This window comes from Micromonospora sp. WMMC250, assembly GCF_027460215.1.
GTDB classification, from domain to species: domain Bacteria; phylum Actinomycetota; class Actinomycetes; order Mycobacteriales; family Micromonosporaceae; genus Micromonospora; species Micromonospora taraxaci.
In genome coordinates this window covers 2,503,590-2,520,897 of record NZ_JAPZBJ010000002.1, presented here as the reverse complement: position 1 = coordinate 2,520,897, position 17,308 = coordinate 2,503,590, and the positions used below count along the sequence as shown (strand labels likewise).

The 17,308-nt window shown below is 71.8% G+C and carries 20 protein-coding genes and 1 riboswitch; of the genes, 15 read left to right on the top strand and 5 right to left on the bottom strand.

What is annotated here, in order from left to right; genetic code table 11:
* Window position 1 precedes the first annotated feature (1 nt).
* Window positions 2–928: a methionyl-tRNA formyltransferase gene (gene fmt, locus O3438_RS10915; RefSeq protein ID WP_269679861.1), complete on the top strand. Its 927-nt coding sequence runs from the start codon at window positions 2–4 to the stop codon at window positions 926–928.
* The gene (locus O3438_RS10910) at window positions 883–2,361 is read left to right on the top strand and encodes an RsmB/NOP family class I SAM-dependent RNA methyltransferase (RefSeq protein WP_442929716.1); all 1,479 of its coding nucleotides are present in this window, start codon (window positions 883–885) and stop codon (window positions 2,359–2,361) included. The genes fmt and O3438_RS10910 overlap by 46 nt, the downstream gene beginning before the upstream one ends.
* A gap of 43 nt (window positions 2,362–2,404) precedes the next feature.
* Here the strand turns inward: O3438_RS10910 and O3438_RS10905 are convergent, their stop codons facing one another.
* Window positions 2,405–3,289, bottom strand: a complete 885-nt coding sequence (locus O3438_RS10905; RefSeq protein WP_269679859.1) for a septum formation family protein — start codon at window positions 3,287–3,289, stop codon at window positions 2,405–2,407.
* A gap of 84 nt (window positions 3,290–3,373) precedes the next feature.
* On the bottom strand, window positions 3,374–4,264 hold the full coding sequence (locus O3438_RS10900; RefSeq protein ID WP_269679858.1) for a septum formation family protein: 891 nt from the start codon (window positions 4,262–4,264) through the stop codon (window positions 3,374–3,376).
* Window positions 4,265–4,519: 255 nt separating this feature from the next.
* Between O3438_RS10900 and rpe the strand changes: the two genes are divergently transcribed.
* From rpe to ribH, 7 genes are all read left to right on the top strand, one after another.
* Window positions 4,520–5,200: a ribulose-phosphate 3-epimerase gene (gene rpe / locus O3438_RS10895; protein WP_269679857.1), complete on the top strand. Its 681-nt coding sequence runs from the start codon at window positions 4,520–4,522 to the stop codon at window positions 5,198–5,200.
* Window position 5,201: 1 nt separating this feature from the next.
* Window positions 5,202–6,158, top strand: coding sequence for a response regulator (locus O3438_RS10890; protein ID WP_145783642.1), 957 nt, complete (start codon window positions 5,202–5,204; stop codon window positions 6,156–6,158).
* A gap of 80 nt (window positions 6,159–6,238) precedes the next feature.
* A riboswitch (FMN riboswitch) is annotated at window positions 6,239–6,409 on the top strand.
* 163 nt (window positions 6,410–6,572) lie between these two features.
* Complete coding sequence (gene ribD, locus O3438_RS10885; RefSeq protein ID WP_269679856.1) at window positions 6,573–7,634, top strand: bifunctional diaminohydroxyphosphoribosylaminopyrimidine deaminase/5-amino-6-(5-phosphoribosylamino)uracil reductase RibD; 1,062 nt, start codon at window positions 6,573–6,575, stop codon at window positions 7,632–7,634.
* Window position 7,635: 1 nt separating this feature from the next.
* Entirely contained in the window at window positions 7,636–8,280 is a 645-nt protein-coding gene (locus O3438_RS10880; RefSeq protein ID WP_269679855.1) for a riboflavin synthase, read from the top strand.
* Window positions 8,280–8,963, top strand: a complete 684-nt coding sequence (pnuC, locus tag O3438_RS10875) for a nicotinamide riboside transporter PnuC (RefSeq protein WP_269679854.1) — start codon at window positions 8,280–8,282, stop codon at window positions 8,961–8,963. Before O3438_RS10880 ends, pnuC begins: the two co-directional genes overlap by 1 nt.
* Before the next feature lie 76 nt (window positions 8,964–9,039).
* Window positions 9,040–10,305 (top strand): bifunctional 3,4-dihydroxy-2-butanone-4-phosphate synthase/GTP cyclohydrolase II, encoded by a 1,266-nt coding sequence (locus O3438_RS10870; RefSeq protein ID WP_269679853.1) that lies wholly within the window; start codon window positions 9,040–9,042, stop codon window positions 10,303–10,305.
* A 2-nt stretch (window positions 10,306–10,307) separates the two neighbouring features.
* On the top strand, window positions 10,308–10,808 hold the full coding sequence (gene ribH, locus O3438_RS10865) for a 6,7-dimethyl-8-ribityllumazine synthase (protein WP_088990294.1): 501 nt from the start codon (window positions 10,308–10,310) through the stop codon (window positions 10,806–10,808).
* Between the two features lie 37 nt (window positions 10,809–10,845).
* On the opposite strand, the gene O3438_RS10860 is transcribed toward ribH, so the two are convergent.
* Genes O3438_RS10860 through O3438_RS10850 form a run of 3 tightly spaced genes read right to left on the bottom strand, consistent with a single transcriptional unit; the run spans window position 10,846 to window position 13,297 of the window.
* Complete coding sequence (locus tag O3438_RS10860) at window positions 10,846–11,589, bottom strand: amino acid ABC transporter ATP-binding protein (protein WP_269683616.1); 744 nt, start codon at window positions 11,587–11,589, stop codon at window positions 10,846–10,848.
* Window positions 11,590–11,591: 2 nt separating this feature from the next.
* Complete coding sequence (locus O3438_RS10855; RefSeq protein WP_442929590.1) at window positions 11,592–12,437, bottom strand: amino acid ABC transporter permease; 846 nt, start codon at window positions 12,435–12,437, stop codon at window positions 11,592–11,594.
* Complete coding sequence (locus tag O3438_RS10850) at window positions 12,434–13,297, bottom strand: ABC transporter substrate-binding protein (RefSeq protein ID WP_269679852.1); 864 nt, start codon at window positions 13,295–13,297, stop codon at window positions 12,434–12,436. Before O3438_RS10850 ends, O3438_RS10855 begins: the two co-directional genes overlap by 4 nt.
* 134 nt (window positions 13,298–13,431) lie before the next feature.
* Between O3438_RS10850 and O3438_RS10845 the strand changes: the two genes are divergently transcribed.
* The 6 genes from O3438_RS10845 (at window position 13,432) to rplT (ending at window position 17,290) form a co-directional block, all read left to right on the top strand.
* Complete coding sequence (locus O3438_RS10845; protein ID WP_030335709.1) at window positions 13,432–13,695, top strand: phosphoribosyl-ATP diphosphatase; 264 nt, start codon at window positions 13,432–13,434, stop codon at window positions 13,693–13,695.
* A 47-nt stretch (window positions 13,696–13,742) separates the two neighbouring features.
* Window positions 13,743–14,588, top strand: a complete 846-nt coding sequence (hisG, locus tag O3438_RS10840) for an ATP phosphoribosyltransferase (protein WP_269679851.1) — start codon at window positions 13,743–13,745, stop codon at window positions 14,586–14,588.
* Window positions 14,589–14,974: 386 nt separating this feature from the next.
* A complete protein-coding gene (locus tag O3438_RS10835; RefSeq protein WP_269679850.1) occupies window positions 14,975–15,457 on the top strand; it encodes a PH domain-containing protein in 483 nt (160 codons plus the stop codon).
* A 546-nt stretch (window positions 15,458–16,003) separates the two neighbouring features.
* Complete coding sequence (gene infC, locus O3438_RS10830; protein ID WP_269679849.1) at window positions 16,004–16,651, top strand: translation initiation factor IF-3; 648 nt, start codon at window positions 16,004–16,006, stop codon at window positions 16,649–16,651.
* 19 nt (window positions 16,652–16,670) lie between these two features.
* Window positions 16,671–16,865: a 50S ribosomal protein L35 gene (rpmI, locus tag O3438_RS10825; RefSeq protein ID WP_030488428.1), complete on the top strand. Its 195-nt coding sequence runs from the start codon at window positions 16,671–16,673 to the stop codon at window positions 16,863–16,865.
* Window positions 16,866–16,897: 32 nt separating this feature from the next.
* Window positions 16,898–17,290, top strand: a complete 393-nt coding sequence (rplT, locus tag O3438_RS10820; protein WP_007458417.1) for a 50S ribosomal protein L20 — start codon at window positions 16,898–16,900, stop codon at window positions 17,288–17,290.
* The last annotated feature ends 18 nt before the right edge of the window (window positions 17,291–17,308 follow it).

Below are 17,308 nucleotides of genomic sequence, written 5' to 3'. Positions count from 1 at the left end.
GATGCGCGTGATCTTCGCCGGCACGCCGGCCGTCGCCGTTCCCGCACTGGCCGCCGTCGCCGCCTCCCGGCACGAGCTGGTCGCCGTGGTCACCCGACCCGACGCGCCCGCCGGGCGCGGGCGTGGTCTGTCCCGGTCCCCGGTCGGCGAGTGGGCCGACGAGCACGGCGTGGAGGTGCTCACTCCGGCCCGGCCCCGCGAGCCCGAGTTCCTCGACCGGCTCCGCGCGCTCGCACCGGACTGCGTGCCGGTGGTCGCCTACGGCGCGCTGGTGCCGCCGGCCGCCCTGGAGATTCCCCGGCACGGCTGGATCAACCTGCACTTCTCGCTGCTGCCCGCCTGGCGTGGGGCCGCACCGGTGCAGCACGCCGTGCTGCACGGTGACGAGGTGACCGGCGCCAGCGTCTTCCAGTTGGAGGAGGGCCTGGACACCGGCCCGGTCTACGGCACCCTCACCGACGAGATCCGCGCGGCCGACACCTCCGGTGACCTGCTGGGGCGGCTCGCCGACTCCGGTGCCGGTCTGCTGGTGGCGGTGCTCGACGCGATCGCCGACGGCACCGCGCGGGCCGAGCCGCAGCCCGCCGACGGGGTGTCGCTGGCACCGAAACTGACGGTGGACGACGCCCGGGTGCGCTGGGGCGACCCCGCTTTCGCCGTGGACCGTCGCCTGCGCGCGTGCACCCCGGCCCCGGGTGGCTGGACCACGTTCCGAGGCGAGCGGGTGAAGCTCGGCCCGGTCGTGCCGGAGCCCGACGGCCCGGAGTTGAAGCCGGGGGAGTTGCTGGTGGAGAAGTCCCGGGTGCTCGCCGGCACGGCGACCGTGCCGGTGCGCCTCGGTGAGGTCCGTGCCGCCGGAAAACGGGCGATGGGTGCCACCGACTGGGCGCGCGGCGTCCGCGTCGGCACCGGCGAGGAGTTCGCGTGACGGCCCCGGAGGGGACGCGTCCCACGCGCTCGGGTCCGCCCTCGGGTCGTGGCGGGGACCGCCGGCCGGCCCGGCCGCCACTGGACCGACCGCGTCGTGCCGCGTACGAGGCGGTGGCGGCGGTGCACCGCGACGACGCGTTCGCCAACCTGGTGCTCCCCACCATCCTGCGGGAGGAGGGGCTGTTCGGCCGGGACGCGGCCTTCGCCACCGAGCTGACCTACGGCACCCTGCGCCATCTGGGCACGTTGGACGCGATCCTGACCGACGCGTCCGGTCGGGACGTGGCCCGCATCGACCCTCCGGCACGTGACGCGTTGCGGCTCGGGGCGTACCAGCTGCTGTACACCCGGGTGCCGCCGCACGCCGCTGTCTCGTCGACAGTGGACCTGGTCCGCTCGGTCGCGCCGGGCGCCGCGGGTTTCGCCAACGCGGTGCTGCGCGAGGTGTCCACCCGTGACGTGGACGCCTGGGTGGCGAAGCTCGCCCCACCGATGGAGACCGATCCGGTCGGGCACCTGGCCCTGGCGTACAGCCATCCGCAGTGGATCGTGCGGGCCTTCTCCGAGGCGCTCGGCGGCGACCTCGGCGAGACGACCCGACTTCTGATCGAGGACAACGAGCGTCCGGCGGTGCACCTCTGTGCCCGGCCAGGGCTGATCGACCCGGTCGACCTGGCCGACCAGGTGGGCGGTGCGCCCGGTGCCTTCTCGCCGTACGCCGTCTATCTGCCCGGCGGGGCGCCCGGCGACGTGCCGGCGGTGGCCGACGGCCTTGCCCACGTCCAGGACGAGGGCTCCCAGTTGGTGGCGGCGGCGCTCGCCGACGCGCCGCTCGACGGTCCGGACGGGCGCTGGTTGGACCTGTGCGCCGGTCCGGGTGGCAAGGCCGGTCTGCTGGGTGCCCTGGCCGCGCAGCGTGGCGCCCGGGTGACAGCTGTGGAGGTGGCCGAGCACCGGGCCCGGTTGGTGTCCCAGGCGACCCGGGGCCTGCCGGTGGCCGTGCTGGCCATGGACGGCCGGGAGGTCGGCGGCGACCCGAAGCTGCCCGAGCAGCACTTCGACCGCGTGCTGGTGGATGCACCGTGCACGGGGCTGGGCTCGTTGCGCCGTCGGCCGGAGTCACGGTGGCGTCGCCAGCCGTCGGACCTGCCGCCCCTGACGCGGCTGCAACGGGAGTTGCTCGGTGCGGCGCTGCGGGCGGTCCGGCCCGGTGGCCTGGTCGCCTATGTCACCTGCTCGCCGCACACCGTCGAGACGCACGTGACGGTGACCGAGGCGGCCCGCCGCAGCGGTGTCGCGGTGGACTTCGTGGACGCCCGTCCGTTGCTGCCGGCCGGGATGCCCGGTCTGGGCGACGGGCCGACCGTGCAGCTCTGGCCACACCGCCACGGCACCGACGCGATGTTCCTCGCGGTCCTGCGTCGAAACTGACGCGGTTCGCGTCCGGCCGGTTCTTCCGGCCGGACGCGGCGGCTCAGGTGACCGGGAGGCCCTTGGTGCCGGCGTTCTTCATCGAACGGGTCAGGTCCCGGTCGGAGATCCAGAGGAAGCACTGCACGCCGCGGTTGCCGTTCCTCCACTCCTCCTCGTACGGCTGGTAGTAGATCGTTCCGGCGCGGAAGTCGAGTTGCGAGTTGTCCGGCACCTTCGCGTACTTGGCGATCATCGACTGGCAGGCCTTGTGGGTGCGCTTGGTGGTGCGGGAGAACTCGGCGTAGCTGACGTCCGGGGCCTGCCACACCCCGACGAACTCGGCGTGGTGCTTCACGGTGCAGGACACCGGCACCATCTCGTCGATGTCGTCCTTGACCATCTTCGGGTTGAAGCAGCGGTACGCCAGCGGGGCGGCGCCGGACAACGAGCCCCGGAGGCTGCCGGTGCGCAGGTCGACTGTGGTGTCGTCGATGCTGACGATCTCGGTGACGTCGCAGCGGTACCAGCGGGCCCCGCCGGCCCAGGCCTGCGGCGACGGCAGCACGACGGTCAGGCCGAGTCGTCCGGAGCGCCAGTCGGCGCCGACCGCCTTGTTGACCTGCTTGTCGCACGCGGCCTGCGCGGCCCGCATGCCCGCCGAACCGGGCAGTGGCGTCGTGCCGGGCTCGGCGGCCGGACCGGTGAGGGTGCCGACGTGCATGGTCTCCACCCGGTGCGCCTCGGTGCACGGCGTCGGGTTGTAGCCGGTCAGGAAGCCGACCTGCTGGGTGGTCTGGTGGCAGACGTCGGCGGCGGGCACGAACTGCTGCGCCGCGACGGGTGCCGGCCAGTCGTCGACGAGGTCACGGTCGAGGCCGGCGGGCGCGTTGCACCCGGCCAGCGCCAGGGCCGCACCTCCGGCGAACGCCGTCAACCACCGTCGCATCCCTGACCTCCCCGCCGCTGGTGGCCGCCGACCGGACCCGGCCGGGCGGTAGCGCCACGGCGCAGCAGCATACGGCACCACTGCTCAGATCGCCGGAAGTCCCTCGGGGCCGGCGCCGCGCATCGAACGGGTGAGTTTGCGGTCGTCGCTCCACAGGAAACACCGCACTCCGCGGTCGCCTTCCTCCCACTCCCGTTGCGACGGCGGGTAGTAGATGGACCCGGCCCGGTACGGCAGTTCGCTGTTGTTGGGCACCGACGCGAACGTGGCGATCAGCTCCATGCAGCGCTGGTGCGCCTGGGCGGCGGCCTTGCTGAAGTCGGCCCAACTCATGTCGCGTTCCTCGTAGACACCCACGAACTCGGCGCGGTGCGGTTCGGTGCAGAGCACCGGTGCCATGTAGTTGAGGTTGTCGCCGATCAGCTTCGGGTCGAAGCAGCGGTGCGTCAGCGGGCTGTCGCCGATCAACGCGCCGCGCAGGCTGCCGGTGCGGTTGACCGGTCGGGTGTTGTCGATGCTGCCGGTCTCGCTGAGGTCGCAGCGGAACCAGCGCGCCCCGCCGGACCAGGCGGGCGCGGACGGCAGGGCGAGGTTCAACGCGAGCCGGGCGGTGTGCCAGTCGCCGCCGAGCACCTCCCGGGCCCGCTGGTCGCACTCCGCGCGGGCGGTGCGCAGCGCCGGCGAGCCGGGCTCGGGCCGGGTCTCGGTCAGCGCGTCGGGCCCGGTGAAGGTGCCGACGTGGATGGTCTCGGCCAGGTGGTTGCGCGCGCAGTCCACCGTCTCGTACGTGCTGGCCTGCACGACCGGGATGATCCGGGGCAGGCAGGTGTCGGTGGCCGGACTGAACGGCTTCGGAACCCGCAGCGCCGGCCAGTCGTCGGTGAGGTCGCCGTCCGCGCCTCGTGCCGGCGCGCAACCGGCCAGCAGTATCGTCGTGACGCCGGCCAGCACCAGCGCTGGGAGCCACCGTCGCATCGTCCGCCCTTCCCGGGAGCTGGCGGCCGGTCACCGCGCCCCGCGGCGAGACCCCGGCGGGCGTGCAGCATATGGCACAGTCCCGGTTGGAGTGTCGTCGCCTTTCCGCCGATCGGCCAGCCATTGACGTCTGTTCGTCCGGATTGGGGGATCCGGATCGACTGATTCTGCACCAGTGGTCACTGCTGGGTCACAGCGCGTCCCCGAAGGTGGCGCGATGCGGGTCGCGGGTGGCCACGTTCGTACACTGGCCACGTGACCGTACCGCCGCCGATCGTCGCGCCGAGCATCCTGGCCGCCGATTTCTCCCGCCTCGCCGAAGAGGTCCGTGCCGTCGAGGACGCCGCGGACTGGTTGCACGTCGACGTGATGGACAACCACTTCGTGCCGAACCTGACCATCGGCCTGCCCGTGGTGCAGAGCCTGCGGGCTGTCACCGCGATGCCGTTCGACGTGCACCTGATGATCGAGGATCCACGTCGGTGGGCTCCCGGTTACGCCGACGCCGGGGCGTACAACGTCACCTTCCACGCCGAGGCCTCCGACGATCCGGTGGCGCTGGCCAAGGACCTGCGGTCGGCCGGCGCGAAGGCGGGCCTGGCCATCGACCGGGACACCCCGATCGAGCCGTACCTGGACCTGCTGCCCAGCTTCGACACCCTGCTGATCATGACGATCAAGGCCGGCTTCGGCGGGCAGCGGTTCATCCCGCAGCTTCTCGACAAGGTGCGTACCGCCCGCCGGCACGTCTCGACCGGGCATCTGGAACTGCGCATCGAGGTGGACGGCGGGATCGCCGCCGACACCATCGAGCAGGCCGCCGCGGCGGGCGCCGACGCGTTCGTCGCCGGCACCGCCGTGTACGGCGCCGCCGACCCGGCGGAGGCGGTACGACGGCTGCGTACGCTGGCGGAACGCGCGGCTCCCGGCGCCTGACGTGGAACCCGACGGCGACCGCAAGGACATCATCCTCGTCGTCGACGACGACGAGGACATCGCTCGTTTCGTCGAGTTCAACCTGCGCCTGCACGGCTTCGACGTGATCCACGCCAGCGACGGCCAGGAGGCCCTAGAGGTCATCGAACGTGAGCGTCCCGACCTGGCGGTTGTCGACCTCATGATGCCCCGGATCGACGGCCTGGAGCTGACCCGGCGGCTGCGCGCCGATCCGATGACCTCCGCCCTGCCGGTGATCATGTTGACGGCCAAGGGAATGACCGTCGACAAGGTGCTGGGGCTCAGTGCCGGCGCCGACGACTACCTGGTCAAGCCGTTCGACACCGCCGAGCTGGTGGCCCGGGTCTCGTCCACGCTGCGCCGCAACAAGGAGTTCCGGGAGGTCTCCCCGCTGACCGGGCTGCCCGGCAACAGCCGGATCCGTCGGGAGATCAGCGACCGGGTACGGCAGGGCGTGGACTACGCCGTCGGCTACGTCGACATCGACCGGTTCAAGAGCGTCAACGACCGGTACGGCTTCGTCCGGGGCGACGACTTCATCTCCGCGTTGGCCCGCAGCCTGCACCGGGCGGTGGTGGGTGTCGGCCTGCCGCCGGCCTTCCTCGGCCACGTCGGCGGTGACGACTTCGTCATCGTCTGCGCCCCGGACCAGGTCCGCCCGCTGACCTCCCAGGCGGTGGTGGACTTCGAGACCGCCGCCGACACGCTCTACGACCCGACCGACCGGGAGCGCGGCTTCGTCGAGCTGAAGGACCGGCGTGGCAACATCCGTCGCGCCGCCCTGGTCACCCTGTCCATCGGGGTGTCCCTCTCCGACGCCGGCAAGCGGTTCACCGACCCCCTGGAGGTGATCGCGGTGGCCTCGGAGATGAAGACGGTCGCCAAGAGCCAACCCGGGTCGTACGTGGCGGTGGACCGGCGGCGCGGCGTCACCTGACGCGTGATCCCGCTGTGAAGTAGCTCGCCTAGGTGGCGGCAGAGCGGCGTCAGCGTGTAAGACTGCCGGTATAACCCACCACGCGCTGGCGGGACTCGGTGAAATTCCGAACCGGCGGTGATCCACGGTCCAACCGTGGTCAGCCCGCGACCCGGACGGCTCTGCCGCCCGGTGGACCTGGTGAAAATCCGGGGCCGACGGTTGGGGGCGGTTCGTCCGCGCCCAGACAGTCCGGATGGGAGACAGCGCGCGGGACGGACGGTCCGTGCCGGCCGCTGGCTTCAGCGTGCCGCGCCGACCTCCCGGGGCGGCTGTGCCGTTCCCGGATTCCGCCTCCGCCTGCCCGCGGCCCCATGGCCGCAGCCTCCCTGACCGCCAGCGCGCGGACGGCGAGTGAGAGGGCAGGGCAGGGCGATGGCCAGCGTCTCCGTCGACGAGGCGATGCGGCGTGCGATCGAGTTGGCGGCGCGCGGGCTCGGTACGACCAGCCCCAATCCGGTGGTCGGGTGCGTGCTGCTCGACGAGGACGGCCAGGTCGTGGGGGAGGGCTTCCACGCGTACGCCGGCGGGCCGCACGCCGAGATCGTCGCCCTGGCGCAGGCCGGGCAGCGGGCCAAGGGCGGCACCGCGGTCGTCACCCTGGAGCCCTGTGATCACACCGGCCGCACCGGCCCCTGCAGTTCCGCGCTGGTCCAGGCCGGGGTCGCCCGGGTGGTCATCGCCGTACCCGATCCCAACCCGGTCGCGTCCGGTGGCGCCGCCACCCTGCGCGCCGCCGGGGTCCGCGTCGACCTCGGGGTACGCGGCGAGGAGGCCGAGGCAGGCAACGTCGCGTGGTTGACCTCGATGCGCCGGGGCTGGCCGTACGTCATCTGGAAGTACGCCGCCACGCTCGACGGGCGGGCCGCCGCCCTGGACGGCACCAGCATGTGGATCACCTCGGAGGCCGCCCGGATCGACGTGCACGCGCTGCGCGGCACTGTCGACGCGGTGCTCGCCGGGGTGGGCACCGTGCTCGCCGACGACCCCCGGCTGACCGCTCGCAACCTGCGCGACGGCAGCCTGGCCATCCGGCAGCCGCTGCGGGTGGTGGTGGACAGCTCCGGGCGTACCCCGGCTGACGCCCGGGTCCGCGACGGCGCCGCGCGGACGTGGATCGCGACCGCCGAGGAGGTCGGCGCCGGCCCGGACGGCCGGGTCGACCTGCCGGCGCTGCTCGCGGCGCTGCACGAGCGGGGGGTCCGTTCGCTGCTGTTGGAGGGCGGCCCCCGGTTGGCCGGCGCGTTCCTGCGGGCCGGCCTGGTCGACAAGGTCATCGGGTACGTCGCGCCGCGGCTGCTCGGCGCCGGACCGACCGCTCTGGTCGACGCGGGAGTGAGCACCATCGCTGAGGCCATCGATCTGGAGTTCGTCGACGTTACGCAGATCGGTCCGGATCTCCGGATCACCGCTTTGCCCCGCAAAAGGGAGGGCTGACATGTTCACCGGCATTATCGAGGAGTTGGGGGAGATCGTCCGGGTCACGGCGACGGCGGGCGATTCCGCGCTGATCGGCGTCCGTGGTCCGTTGGTCACCTCGGACGCCCGGCACGGCGACTCCATCGCGGTCAACGGCGTCTGCCTGACCGTCGTGGACGTGGCCGACGGGGTCTTCACCGCCGACGTGATGGGCGAGACGCTTCGCCGCTCCGCGCTGGGCGCGCTGAGCGTCGGCGACCCGGTCAACCTCGAGCGGGCCGCCGCGCTCGGCAGCCGGCTCGGCGGGCACCTGGTGCAGGGCCACGTGGACGGGGTCGGCGAGCTGATCTCCCGGGAGCCGGCCGAGCAGTGGGAGACGGTCCGGTTCCGGCTGCCCGCCAGCCTGTCCCGGTACGTGGTGGAGAAGGGCTCCATCACCATCGACGGTGTCTCGCTGACCGTGGCCGAGGTGGGCGCGGACGAGTTCGCCGTCGGGTTGATCCCGACCACGCTCAAGCTGACCACGCTCGGCGCGAAGGGGGCCGGCGACCCGGTCAACCTGGAGGTCGACGTGCTGGCCAAGTACGTCGAGCGGCTGCTCGGCGACCGGCTGGCCGGCACCGACGGTTCCGGGGCGGCCTCGATCACGGGCGGGGTGGCCTGATGGGTCCGCTCGGTTGGCTGTTGGACGCCCAGGTGCAGGTGGCCGGCTCGCCGGTGCTGGTCCGGGAGATCGTCGGCAACGCGTTCGGTCTGATCTCCGCGCTGCTCGGGCTGCGCCGGGTGGTCTGGGCCTGGCCGGTCGGCATGATCGGCAACGCGCTGCTCCTGACCGTCTTCCTCGGCGGGGTGTTCGCCACCCCGCAGGCGCACGACCTGTACGGGCAGGCCGGACGACAGGTGTTCTTCTTCGCGGTCAGCGTCTACGGCTGGTGGCGCTGGCAGCGCAACCGTCGCGCCGAGGGCGGGCAGGCGGCGGTCGTCCCCCGGTGGGCCACCGGGCGGGAGCGGCTGATGCTGCTGCTGGCCGCCGTGGTCGGCACCGCCGCGGCATACCCGGTGCTCAAGGCACTGGGCTCGTGGGGTCCGCTGCCCGACGCCTGGATCCTCACCGGCAGTCTGCTGGCCACGTACGGCATGGCCCGCGGCTGGGTGGAGTTCTGGCTGCTGTGGATCGCGGTCGACGCGGTCGGCGTGCCACTGCTGCTGCGCGGCGGTTTCTACCCGTCCGCGGTCATGTACCTGATCTACGGCGCGCTGTGCGTCTGGGGCTTCGCCGCCTGGTGGCGCACCTCGCGCGCCACGGCCCTCGCCCGCACGCCCATCTACCGGGAGGCCGTGGCATGAGCAAGCGCAGCGAGCGAATCATCAGGTTCAGTGCTTTGGTGCCTCATGACGCCATGGAGCGAAGCGGAGTGGTGGCATGAGCAGCTTCGGGAGCATCGAGCAGGCGGTCGCCGAGATCGCGGCCGGCCGGCCGGTCGTCGTGGTCGACGACGCGGACCGGGAGAACGAGGGCGACCTGATCTTCGCGGCCGAGCTGGCCACGCCGGAGCTGATGGCGTTCATGGTGCGCTACACCTCCGGGTACGTCTGCGTGCCGTTGACCGAGAGCGAGGCCGACCGCCTCGACCTGCCGCCGATGCACCACACCAACCAGGACCGGCGCGGCACCGCGTACACGGTGACGGTGGACGCCCGGGAGGGGATCAGCACCGGCATCTCGGCGGCCGACCGCGCCCACACCATCCGGCTGCTCGCCGACGCGTCCACCGACCCGACCGACCTGGCCCGCCCCGGGCACGTCGTGCCGCTGCGCGCCCGCGAGGGCGGGGTGCTGCGCCGGCCCGGGCACACCGAGGCCGCGATCGACCTGACCCGGCTGGCCGGGTTGCGCCCGGCGGGCGTGCTCTGCGAGCTGGTCAACGACGACGGCACCATGATGCGGCTGCCCGACCTGGAGAAGTTCGCCGCCGACCACGGTCTCGTCCTGGTCACCATCGCCGACCTGATCGCCTACCGGCGGCGTACCGAGAAGCAGGTCGAGCTGGTCGCCGACGCCCGGATGCCCACCCGGCACGGGGTGTTCCGCGCGCTCGGCTACCGCGCCGAGCACGACCCCGCCGAGCACGTGGCGATGGTGCTGGGGGATATCGGTGACGGCCAGGACGTGCTGGTCCGGGTGCACTCCGAGTGCCTGACCGGGGACGTGTTCGGTTCACTGCGGTGCGACTGCGGCCCGCAGTTGGACGCCGCTCTGGCCCGGGTCGCGCGGGAGGGGCGGGGCGTCGTGCTCTACGTCCGCGGTCACGAAGGGCGTGGCATCGGCCTGCTGCACAAGTTGCAGGCGTACCAGTTGCAGGACCTGGGCCGCGACACCGTCGACGCCAACCTCGACCTGGGGTTGCCGGCCGACGCCCGGGACTACGGCACCGGCGCGCAGATCCTCTACGACCTGGGCGTGCGCTCGATGCGGCTGCTCACCAACAACCCGGCCAAGCGGGCCGGGCTGGAGGGGTACGGGTTGACCATCACCGGCCGCGAGGGGCTGCCGGCCGGGGCGCACCCGGAGAACAGGCGCTACCTGCGCACCAAGCGGGACCGGATGGGTCACCTGCTGGACGAGTTGGACGAGGTGTCCGAGGCCCCGCTGGGGCGTCCGGTCGCCAACGACGAGATCGGAGCATGACGATGGCGGGTTTCGGGGAGCCGGGAGTCGAGGCGGTGGACGCCGCAGGGCTGACCGTCGGAATCGTCGCCGCCCGCTGGCACGGCGATCTGACCGACCACATGGTGGAGCGTGCGCTGGCCGCCGCCGAGGCGTGCGGGGCGCGGTCCGTGGTCGCCCGCGTCGCCGGTTCGGTCGAGCTGCCGGTGGTCGCCCAGGCCCTCGCCCGCCGCTGCGACGTGGTGGTCGCCCTCGGCGTGGTGGTGCGCGGCGCCACCGCCCACTTCGACTACGTCTGCCGTTCGGTCACCGACGGTCTGACCCGGGTGGCTCTCGACGAGGGCAAGCCGGTGGCGCACGGCGTGTTGACGGTGGAGACCATCGAGCAGGCCCGGGACCGCGCCGGTCTGCCCGGCTCGGCGGAGGACAAGGGCTGGGCCGCCACCGTCGCCGCGCTCGACGCCGCGCTGGCCGTCCGGGTCGTCGCCGCCGGCAACGCCCAGCGGGTCGGCTTCGGCGGCTGACGCCTCTGCGGCCTCGGCCGTCTCTGACGGCGGGCCCTCACAGCCGACCGGCCTCGATGATCCGGCGCAGGAACTGCCGGGTCCGAGGCTGGGTCGGCTCGCCCAGCACCTGCTCGGGCGGGCCGCTCTCCAGGACGCGCCCCGCGTCGAGGAAGCACACCTGGTCGGCGACCTCCCGGGCGAAGCCCATCTCGTGGGTGGCCAGCACCATGGTCATGCCGTCGGCCTTCAGGTCCCGGATCATCGCCAGCACCTCGCCGACCAGCTCCGGGTCCAGCGCGGAGGTCACCTCGTCCAGCAACATCAGCCGAGGCGAGTTGGCCAACGCCCGGACGATCGCCACCCGCTGCTGCTGACCGCCGGACAACCGGTCCGGGTAGGCATCCGCCTTCGCGCCGAGCCCCACCCGGTCCAGCAACTCCCGGGCCTGGGCCTCCGCCTCCGCACGAGCCCGCCGGTGTACGCGCCGCGGCGCGAGCGTCACGTTCTCCAACACGCTCAGGTGCGGGAAGAGGTTGTACGCCTGGAACACCATGCCGATCCGCCGGCGGACCCGGTCGGCGTCCACCCGGGGATCGGAGATGTCCTCCCCGTCCAACTCGATGGTCCCGTCGTCGATCTCCTCCAGCAGGTTCACACACCGCAGCAGCGTCGACTTGCCGGACCCGGACGCACCGATCAGGGCCACCACCTGATGCTCGTCGACGGTCAGGTCGAGCTGGTCGAGCACCACGTGATCGGCGAACTCCTTGCGCAGACCCCGGCAGCGCAGCAACGCCATCGTCACCCTCCCGACTGTCGGCGGGCCGCCCGCAGCGTCACCCAGTCGGTGACCGCGATCAGCGGGATCGCGAGCAGCACGAACAGCACCCCCGCCACGATGTACGGCGTGTAGTTGAACGACTGGGCGGTGGCGATCTGCGCGGCGCGGACCGCGTCGATCGGCCCGGCGAGCGAGACCAACCCGACGTCCTTCTGCAACGCCACCACGTCGTTGAGCAGGGGTGGCGCCACCCGGCGGACGGCCTGCGGCAGGACCACGTGCCGCATCGTCTGCCGGTAGGTCAGGCCCAGTGAGCGGGCCGCGGCGAGCTGACTGGGATGCACCGACTCGATGCCGGCCCGGAACACCTCGGCCAGGTAGCCGCCGTAGGTGAGGACCAACGCGAGCCCACCCAGCACCAGCACCGGTGGCATGCCCTGCAACCGCAGGCCGGGCACACCGAGGGTGAGCAGGTACAGCACGATGATCAGCGGCAGACCACGGAACGTGTACGTGTAACCGGCGGCCAGCGCCCGGACCGGGAAGAAGACCGGGCCGCGCAACGTCCGCAGCACCGCGATCACCAACCCGAGCAGCAGCGCCCCGACCGCACAACAGACCAGCAGTCGGACGTTCAACCAGAGCCCGGTCACCACGGCCGGCAGCGCGTCCCGGGCGATCGCCGGGTCCAGGAACGACTGCCGTACCCGCTCCCACCCGGGCGCGCCGGTCACCGCGACGACCAGCAGCGTGCCGAGCACCGCCGTGGACGAGGCCGCGACCAGCACGCTGTAGACGGTCTGCCGACGCCGGTACGCCGACCGCCGCCGCTGCGCCTCGGTGGGAACGCGATCCAGCACTGTCACCGCAGTTCGGCCGCGCCCGCCACCTGCGCCAGCCACTTCTGCTCCAACTCCTTCAGCGTCCCCGCCGCGGCGAGCTGACCGACCGCGCCGCTCACGCAGGACGTCAGGGGAGAGTTCTTGTCCAGCAGCAGCCCGAACGCCTCCGGCGTGCCGACCTGCGGTACCTGGCCGACGATCGTGGCGTCGGTGATCTCCGCCCCGGTGATGTAGAAGGCGGTCGGCAGGTCCACCACGAGACCGTCCAACTGCCCGTTCTGCAGCGCCTTCTTGGCGTCGTCGTTGCTGTTGTAGACCCGCGGCTCGGCCGCCGGCTTGATCACGTCGGTGATCGCCTGGAAGCTGGTGGTGCCGACCTGGGCGCCGAGCCGCGCGTCGCGAAGGTCGGCCAGCGACGTCTTGCCGGCGATCTTCGAGGACTTCAACGCCACGACGGTCTGCCGCACCAGGTAGTACGGCGCGGAGAAGTCGACAGCCTGCTTGCGCTCCTCGGTGATGGAGAACTGGTTGATATCGACGTCGAAGTTCTTCGGTCCGGGCGCGATCGCCGCGTCGAACTTGACCCGGATCCAGGTGACGTCGGCGCGGGCGTACCCGAGCTTCTCGGCCACCGCGTACGCGACAGCGGACTCGAAACCCTCGCCGTTGTCCGGCTTGTCCTTCGAGAACCACGGCTCGTACGCGGGCTGGTCCGTCGCGATGGTCAGCTTGCCCGGCGTACGGGTGGGCAGGCTGTCCTTGGCGCACGACGGCGGCGCGGTGACGACGGGGGTCGGTGTGTCGTCCTGCGGCGCGCATCCGGCGGTGGCTACGACGGCGGCACCGGCGAGGGTGAGCGCGAGGAGACGTGAGCTGCTGGCCATGGCGGACAGCGTAGGGCTTGATGGCCGTCGATCGACGATTGTCCCATCATGTTGGTAGGGAATTGTCCCGCTGGCTGGGTGCCGGCGGACCCGGGCGTGGGGCGCCGGTCGGGTGGCTGGAAGAATCGCTCTCCGTGAAGACGTTCGAGGAGTTGTTCGCCGAGCTGCAGGCCAAGGCCGCCGCCGGCACCCCGGGCTCGGGCACCGTCGCCGCCCTCGACAAGGGCGTGCACTTCATCGGCAAGAAGGTCGTCGAGGAGGCCGCCGAGTCGTGGATGGCCGCCGAGCACGAGGGGCCGGAGCGCACCGCCGAGGAGATCTCCCAACTGCTCTACCAGGTCCAGGTGCTGATGCTCGCCAGCGGTCTCGAGCTCAAGGACGTCTACCGACATCTGTGAGTGCCCTCACCCGTTGATCGTCATCCGGATCGAAGGAGCACTCCGTCATGCTGCGTGTCGCCATTCCCAACAAGGGCACCCTGGCCGAACCGGCCGCCCAGATGCTGCGCGAGGCGGGCTACCGCCAACGCACCGACCCCAAGGACCTCGTCTGCCGGGACGAGGCCAACGACGTCGAATTCTTCTACCTGCGCCCCAAGGACATCGCCACCTACGTCGGCTCCGGTGACCTCGACCTCGGCATCACCGGCCGGGACCTGCTGATCGACTCGGCAGCGCCGGCCGAAGAGGTCGTCGACCTCGCCTTCGGGCGGGCCACCTTCCGCTTCGCCGCCCGCCCCGACGACATCGACTCCGTACAGGACCTGGGCGGCCACCGGATCGCCACCGCGTACCCGGGACTGGTCGAGCGGCACCTCCGCGAGGTGGGGGTCAAGGCCGACGTCATCCGCCTCGACGGCGCGGTGGAGAACGCCGTACGCCTCGGGGTCGCCGACGTGATCGCGGACGTGGTCGAGACCGGTGCCACCCTGCGCCAGGCGGGCCTGGTCGTCTTCGGCGAGCCGCTGCTGCGCTCCTCGGCGGTGCTGGTCCGTCGCGCCGACGCACCCGCGCACCCCCAGGCCGAGCAGCTCCTGCGTCGCCTGCACGGGGTGCTGGTCGCCCGCCGGTACGTGATGCTCGCCTACGACGTGCCAGCCGGCCTGCTGGACCGGGCCAGCGGGCTCACCCCGGGCATCGAGTCGCCCACCGTCTCGCCCCTGCACCGCGAGGGCTGGGTGGCCGTACAGGCGATGGTGCTGCGCGACGACGTCCACCGGATCATGGACGAGTTGTACGAGTTGGGCGCCCGCGCCATCCTCGTCACCAACATCCACGCCTGTCGCCTCTGACCGTCCGCGCCGCGCGCGTCGGTCCCTGCGCCGCGCCCTGCGCCTTGATCAACTCGGTTCCGCCGAAGTGGGGGTGTCCGGCCCGCCGCGACACCCCCACTTCGGCGAACCGGAGTGGATCTGTCCCCGTGTGTCGGCCTCGCGTCCGGGGAGCGCCGGAAACCGCACCTGACCGCGGCAAGACCGCGCCCCATCGTTGATGTAGTGGCCTCACTCCCTACCCGAGGCCACCACTTCCTGGTTCGAGCGTGATCTTGTGGCTGTGAGTCCCTCCTGACGGTCGGCCCGGTCGCGGTTCGGTGGGCTGGAGGCCGACGGTGAGGTTTGAGGCGTTGGTCAGCGGGTGGTGCGTTTGAGGGGCTCGGGGCGGATGGCAGACTGGTGGGGTGAGTGAAACCGAGCTTGTCCGACTGAAGCCCCGCCGCATCCGCGTGGTCTGCTGGTCGGCGGCGGTTGCGTTGGTGGTGGTGTTCGGCCTGGTCGCCACCTCACTGAGTGGGCCGACCGGCGATGGCTACGGCAGCTTCCAGCGTGGTGACCAGGTGGCGATGATCGGCCTGGGCATCTTCGGTGCGCTGGGGTTCCTGCTGTTCACCCGTCCTCGGGTGGTGGCGGACGCGCGTGGCATCCGGGTGCGCAACGTGATCAGCTCCTACGAGCTGCCCTGGGAGGTCGTGCGGGGAGTCCGCTTCGACCGGGGCGCGCCGTGGGCCAGCCTGGAACTACACGACGACGACCTGCTGCCGATGGTCGCCCTACAGGCTGCCGACAAGGAGCTGGCCGTCGAGGGGGTCCGCGCGCTGCGGCGACTGCACCAGGCGCACCAGGCACACCTGGCCGAACGCGCCGAGCGCGCCGTCGACCACTGAAAACCCACGCCGTGGGGCGTTGAGCGCTGCGCCGTGTGGGGCGCGGGGCGTCGGGCCATCGGCCGTCGAGTGCCGCACCGTCGGTCGATCTGAGTGCGTGGCCGCCCAGGCGCACCCCACCGCGGCCCTGCGCTCGCCGGCCGTTGACCCGGGCTCGATCTTGGCAGCGGGGCACGTGAGGCAGCGTGGCGGCGGGTGCCCCGGGACAGCCCCGGAGGGCGCCCCGGGTGTCCCGGTTTGGGGGTGGCCGGGACGTCGGTGTAGTGTTGTCGAGTCGACCAGGCTGTCTCCGCGTGCGAGCAGGCAGCCTTGAAAGCGGAGCGCCTGCTCCCACCCGAGTCGCCGCTACGGTGGCCGGGTCCGGTCACCGGTTCCGGGCATGTCCCGGCGTCGGATGCGCGATCCTGTGATCGTGCTGGCCGGTCGAGCGGGCCCTGGCATGCGCCGGGGCCTTCTGCTTTTCGGGTCGGTTCCCATCCGGGAGCCGCAGGGGTCGGCCACTGAGCAGAAACGACTCGAGGAGGCCCCATCAGCGTCGAACCACGCGTGAACGAGCAGATCCGGGCACGTGAGGTCCGACTGGTCGGCCCAGAGGGTGAGCAGGTGGGCATCGTCCCGCTGGAGCGCGCTCTTCAGCTGGCCGCGGACGTCGATCTGGACCTGGTCGAGGTTGCGCCGATGGCGCGCCCGCCGGTGTGCAAGCTCATGGACTTCGGCAAGTTCAAGTACGAGAGCGCACTCAAGGCGCGCGAAGCGCGGCGTAACCAGCAGCAGACCGTCATCAAGGAAATGAAGCTTCGGCCGAAGATCGACCCGCACGACTACGAGACCAAGAAGGGTCACGTGGTGCGGTTCCTCAAGGCGGGCGACAAGGTCAAGGTGACGATCATGTTCCGCGGTCGCGAGCAGAGTCGCCCGGAGCTGGGTTACCGGCTTCTGCGTCGGCTCGAATCCGAGATCACGGACCTGGGATACGTCGAGGCCGCTCCCAAGCAGGACGGCCGAAACATGATCATGGTTCTCGCTCCGCACCGGGCCGTCAAGGCTTCCGCGGTCGCCGCCACGGCGTCTCGCGGTGGCCCTCGGGACCGGGCCGCGGACGAGTCCGCCGCTCCGGCAGCCGATGACACCGCGGCGGTCGGCGAGACCGCAGCAGCCGGTGACACCGGCACCGCCGCCACCAGCGGCGAGTAACAGGGGAGAGACGTTCCACATGCCGAAGATGAAGAGCCACACGGGTATGGGTAAGCGGGTCCGGGTGACCGGCAAGGGCAAGATCGTTGCCCAGCAGGCTGGCCTGCGCCACAACCTGGAGAAGAAGCCCTCCACCCAGACCCGCCGGCTGACCGGCACGGTCGTGCTGGCCAAGGCCGACGTCAAGCGCATCAAGAAGCTGCTCGGCCGCTGACGCGCGCCACCTTTACGTAAGAAGGAGTTGAGATGGCACGCGTCAAGCGGGCTGTAAACGCCCAGAAGAAGCGTCGTACCCTGCTGGAGACCGCGAGTGGTTACCGCGGTCAGCGCTCCCGGCTGTACCGCAAGGCCAAGGAGCAGGTGCTGCACTCGATGCAGTACGCCTACCGGGACCGTCGCGACCGCAAGGGCGACTTCCGGCAGCTGTGGATTCAGCGGATCAACGCGGGCGCCCGGGCCAACGGGATGACCTACAACCGTCTGATCCAGGGCCTGCGTCTGGCCGGCATCGAGGTCGACCGCAAGATCCTGGCCGACATGGCTGTCAACGACGCCGCTTCGTTCGCGGCGATCGTGGAGCTGGCCCGGGCTGCGGTCACGGCCGAGGGCACCGGCGGCGCGGCGGCTCAGGCCGCCTGATCCCCACGCACCAGAGAG

Coding starts and splice junctions, on each gene's coding strand:
- fmt (WP_269679861.1), top strand. CDS start 2: ATGCGCGTGATCTTCGCCGGCACGCCGGCCGTCGCCGTTCCCGCACTG.
- O3438_RS10905 (WP_269679859.1), bottom strand. CDS start 3,289: ATGCGACGGTGGTTGACGGCGTTCGCCGGAGGTGCGGCCCTGGCGCTG.
- O3438_RS10900 (WP_269679858.1), bottom strand. CDS start 4,264: ATGCGACGGTGGCTCCCAGCGCTGGTGCTGGCCGGCGTCACGACGATA.
- ribD (WP_269679856.1), top strand. CDS start 6,573: ATGGCCAGCGTCTCCGTCGACGAGGCGATGCGGCGTGCGATCGAGTTG.
- O3438_RS10880 (WP_269679855.1), top strand. CDS start 7,636: ATGTTCACCGGCATTATCGAGGAGTTGGGGGAGATCGTCCGGGTCACG.
- pnuC (WP_269679854.1), top strand. CDS start 8,280: ATGGGTCCGCTCGGTTGGCTGTTGGACGCCCAGGTGCAGGTGGCCGGC.
- O3438_RS10870 (WP_269679853.1), top strand. CDS start 9,040: ATGAGCAGCTTCGGGAGCATCGAGCAGGCGGTCGCCGAGATCGCGGCC.
- ribH (WP_088990294.1), top strand. CDS start 10,308: ATGGCGGGTTTCGGGGAGCCGGGAGTCGAGGCGGTGGACGCCGCAGGG.
- O3438_RS10860 (WP_269683616.1), bottom strand. CDS start 11,589: ATGGCGTTGCTGCGCTGCCGGGGTCTGCGCAAGGAGTTCGCCGATCAC.
- O3438_RS10850 (WP_269679852.1), bottom strand. CDS start 13,297: ATGGCCAGCAGCTCACGTCTCCTCGCGCTCACCCTCGCCGGTGCCGCC.
- hisG (WP_269679851.1), top strand. CDS start 13,743: ATGCTGCGTGTCGCCATTCCCAACAAGGGCACCCTGGCCGAACCGGCC.
- rpmI (WP_030488428.1), top strand. CDS start 16,671: ATGCCGAAGATGAAGAGCCACACGGGTATGGGTAAGCGGGTCCGGGTG.
- rplT (WP_007458417.1), top strand. CDS start 16,898: ATGGCACGCGTCAAGCGGGCTGTAAACGCCCAGAAGAAGCGTCGTACC.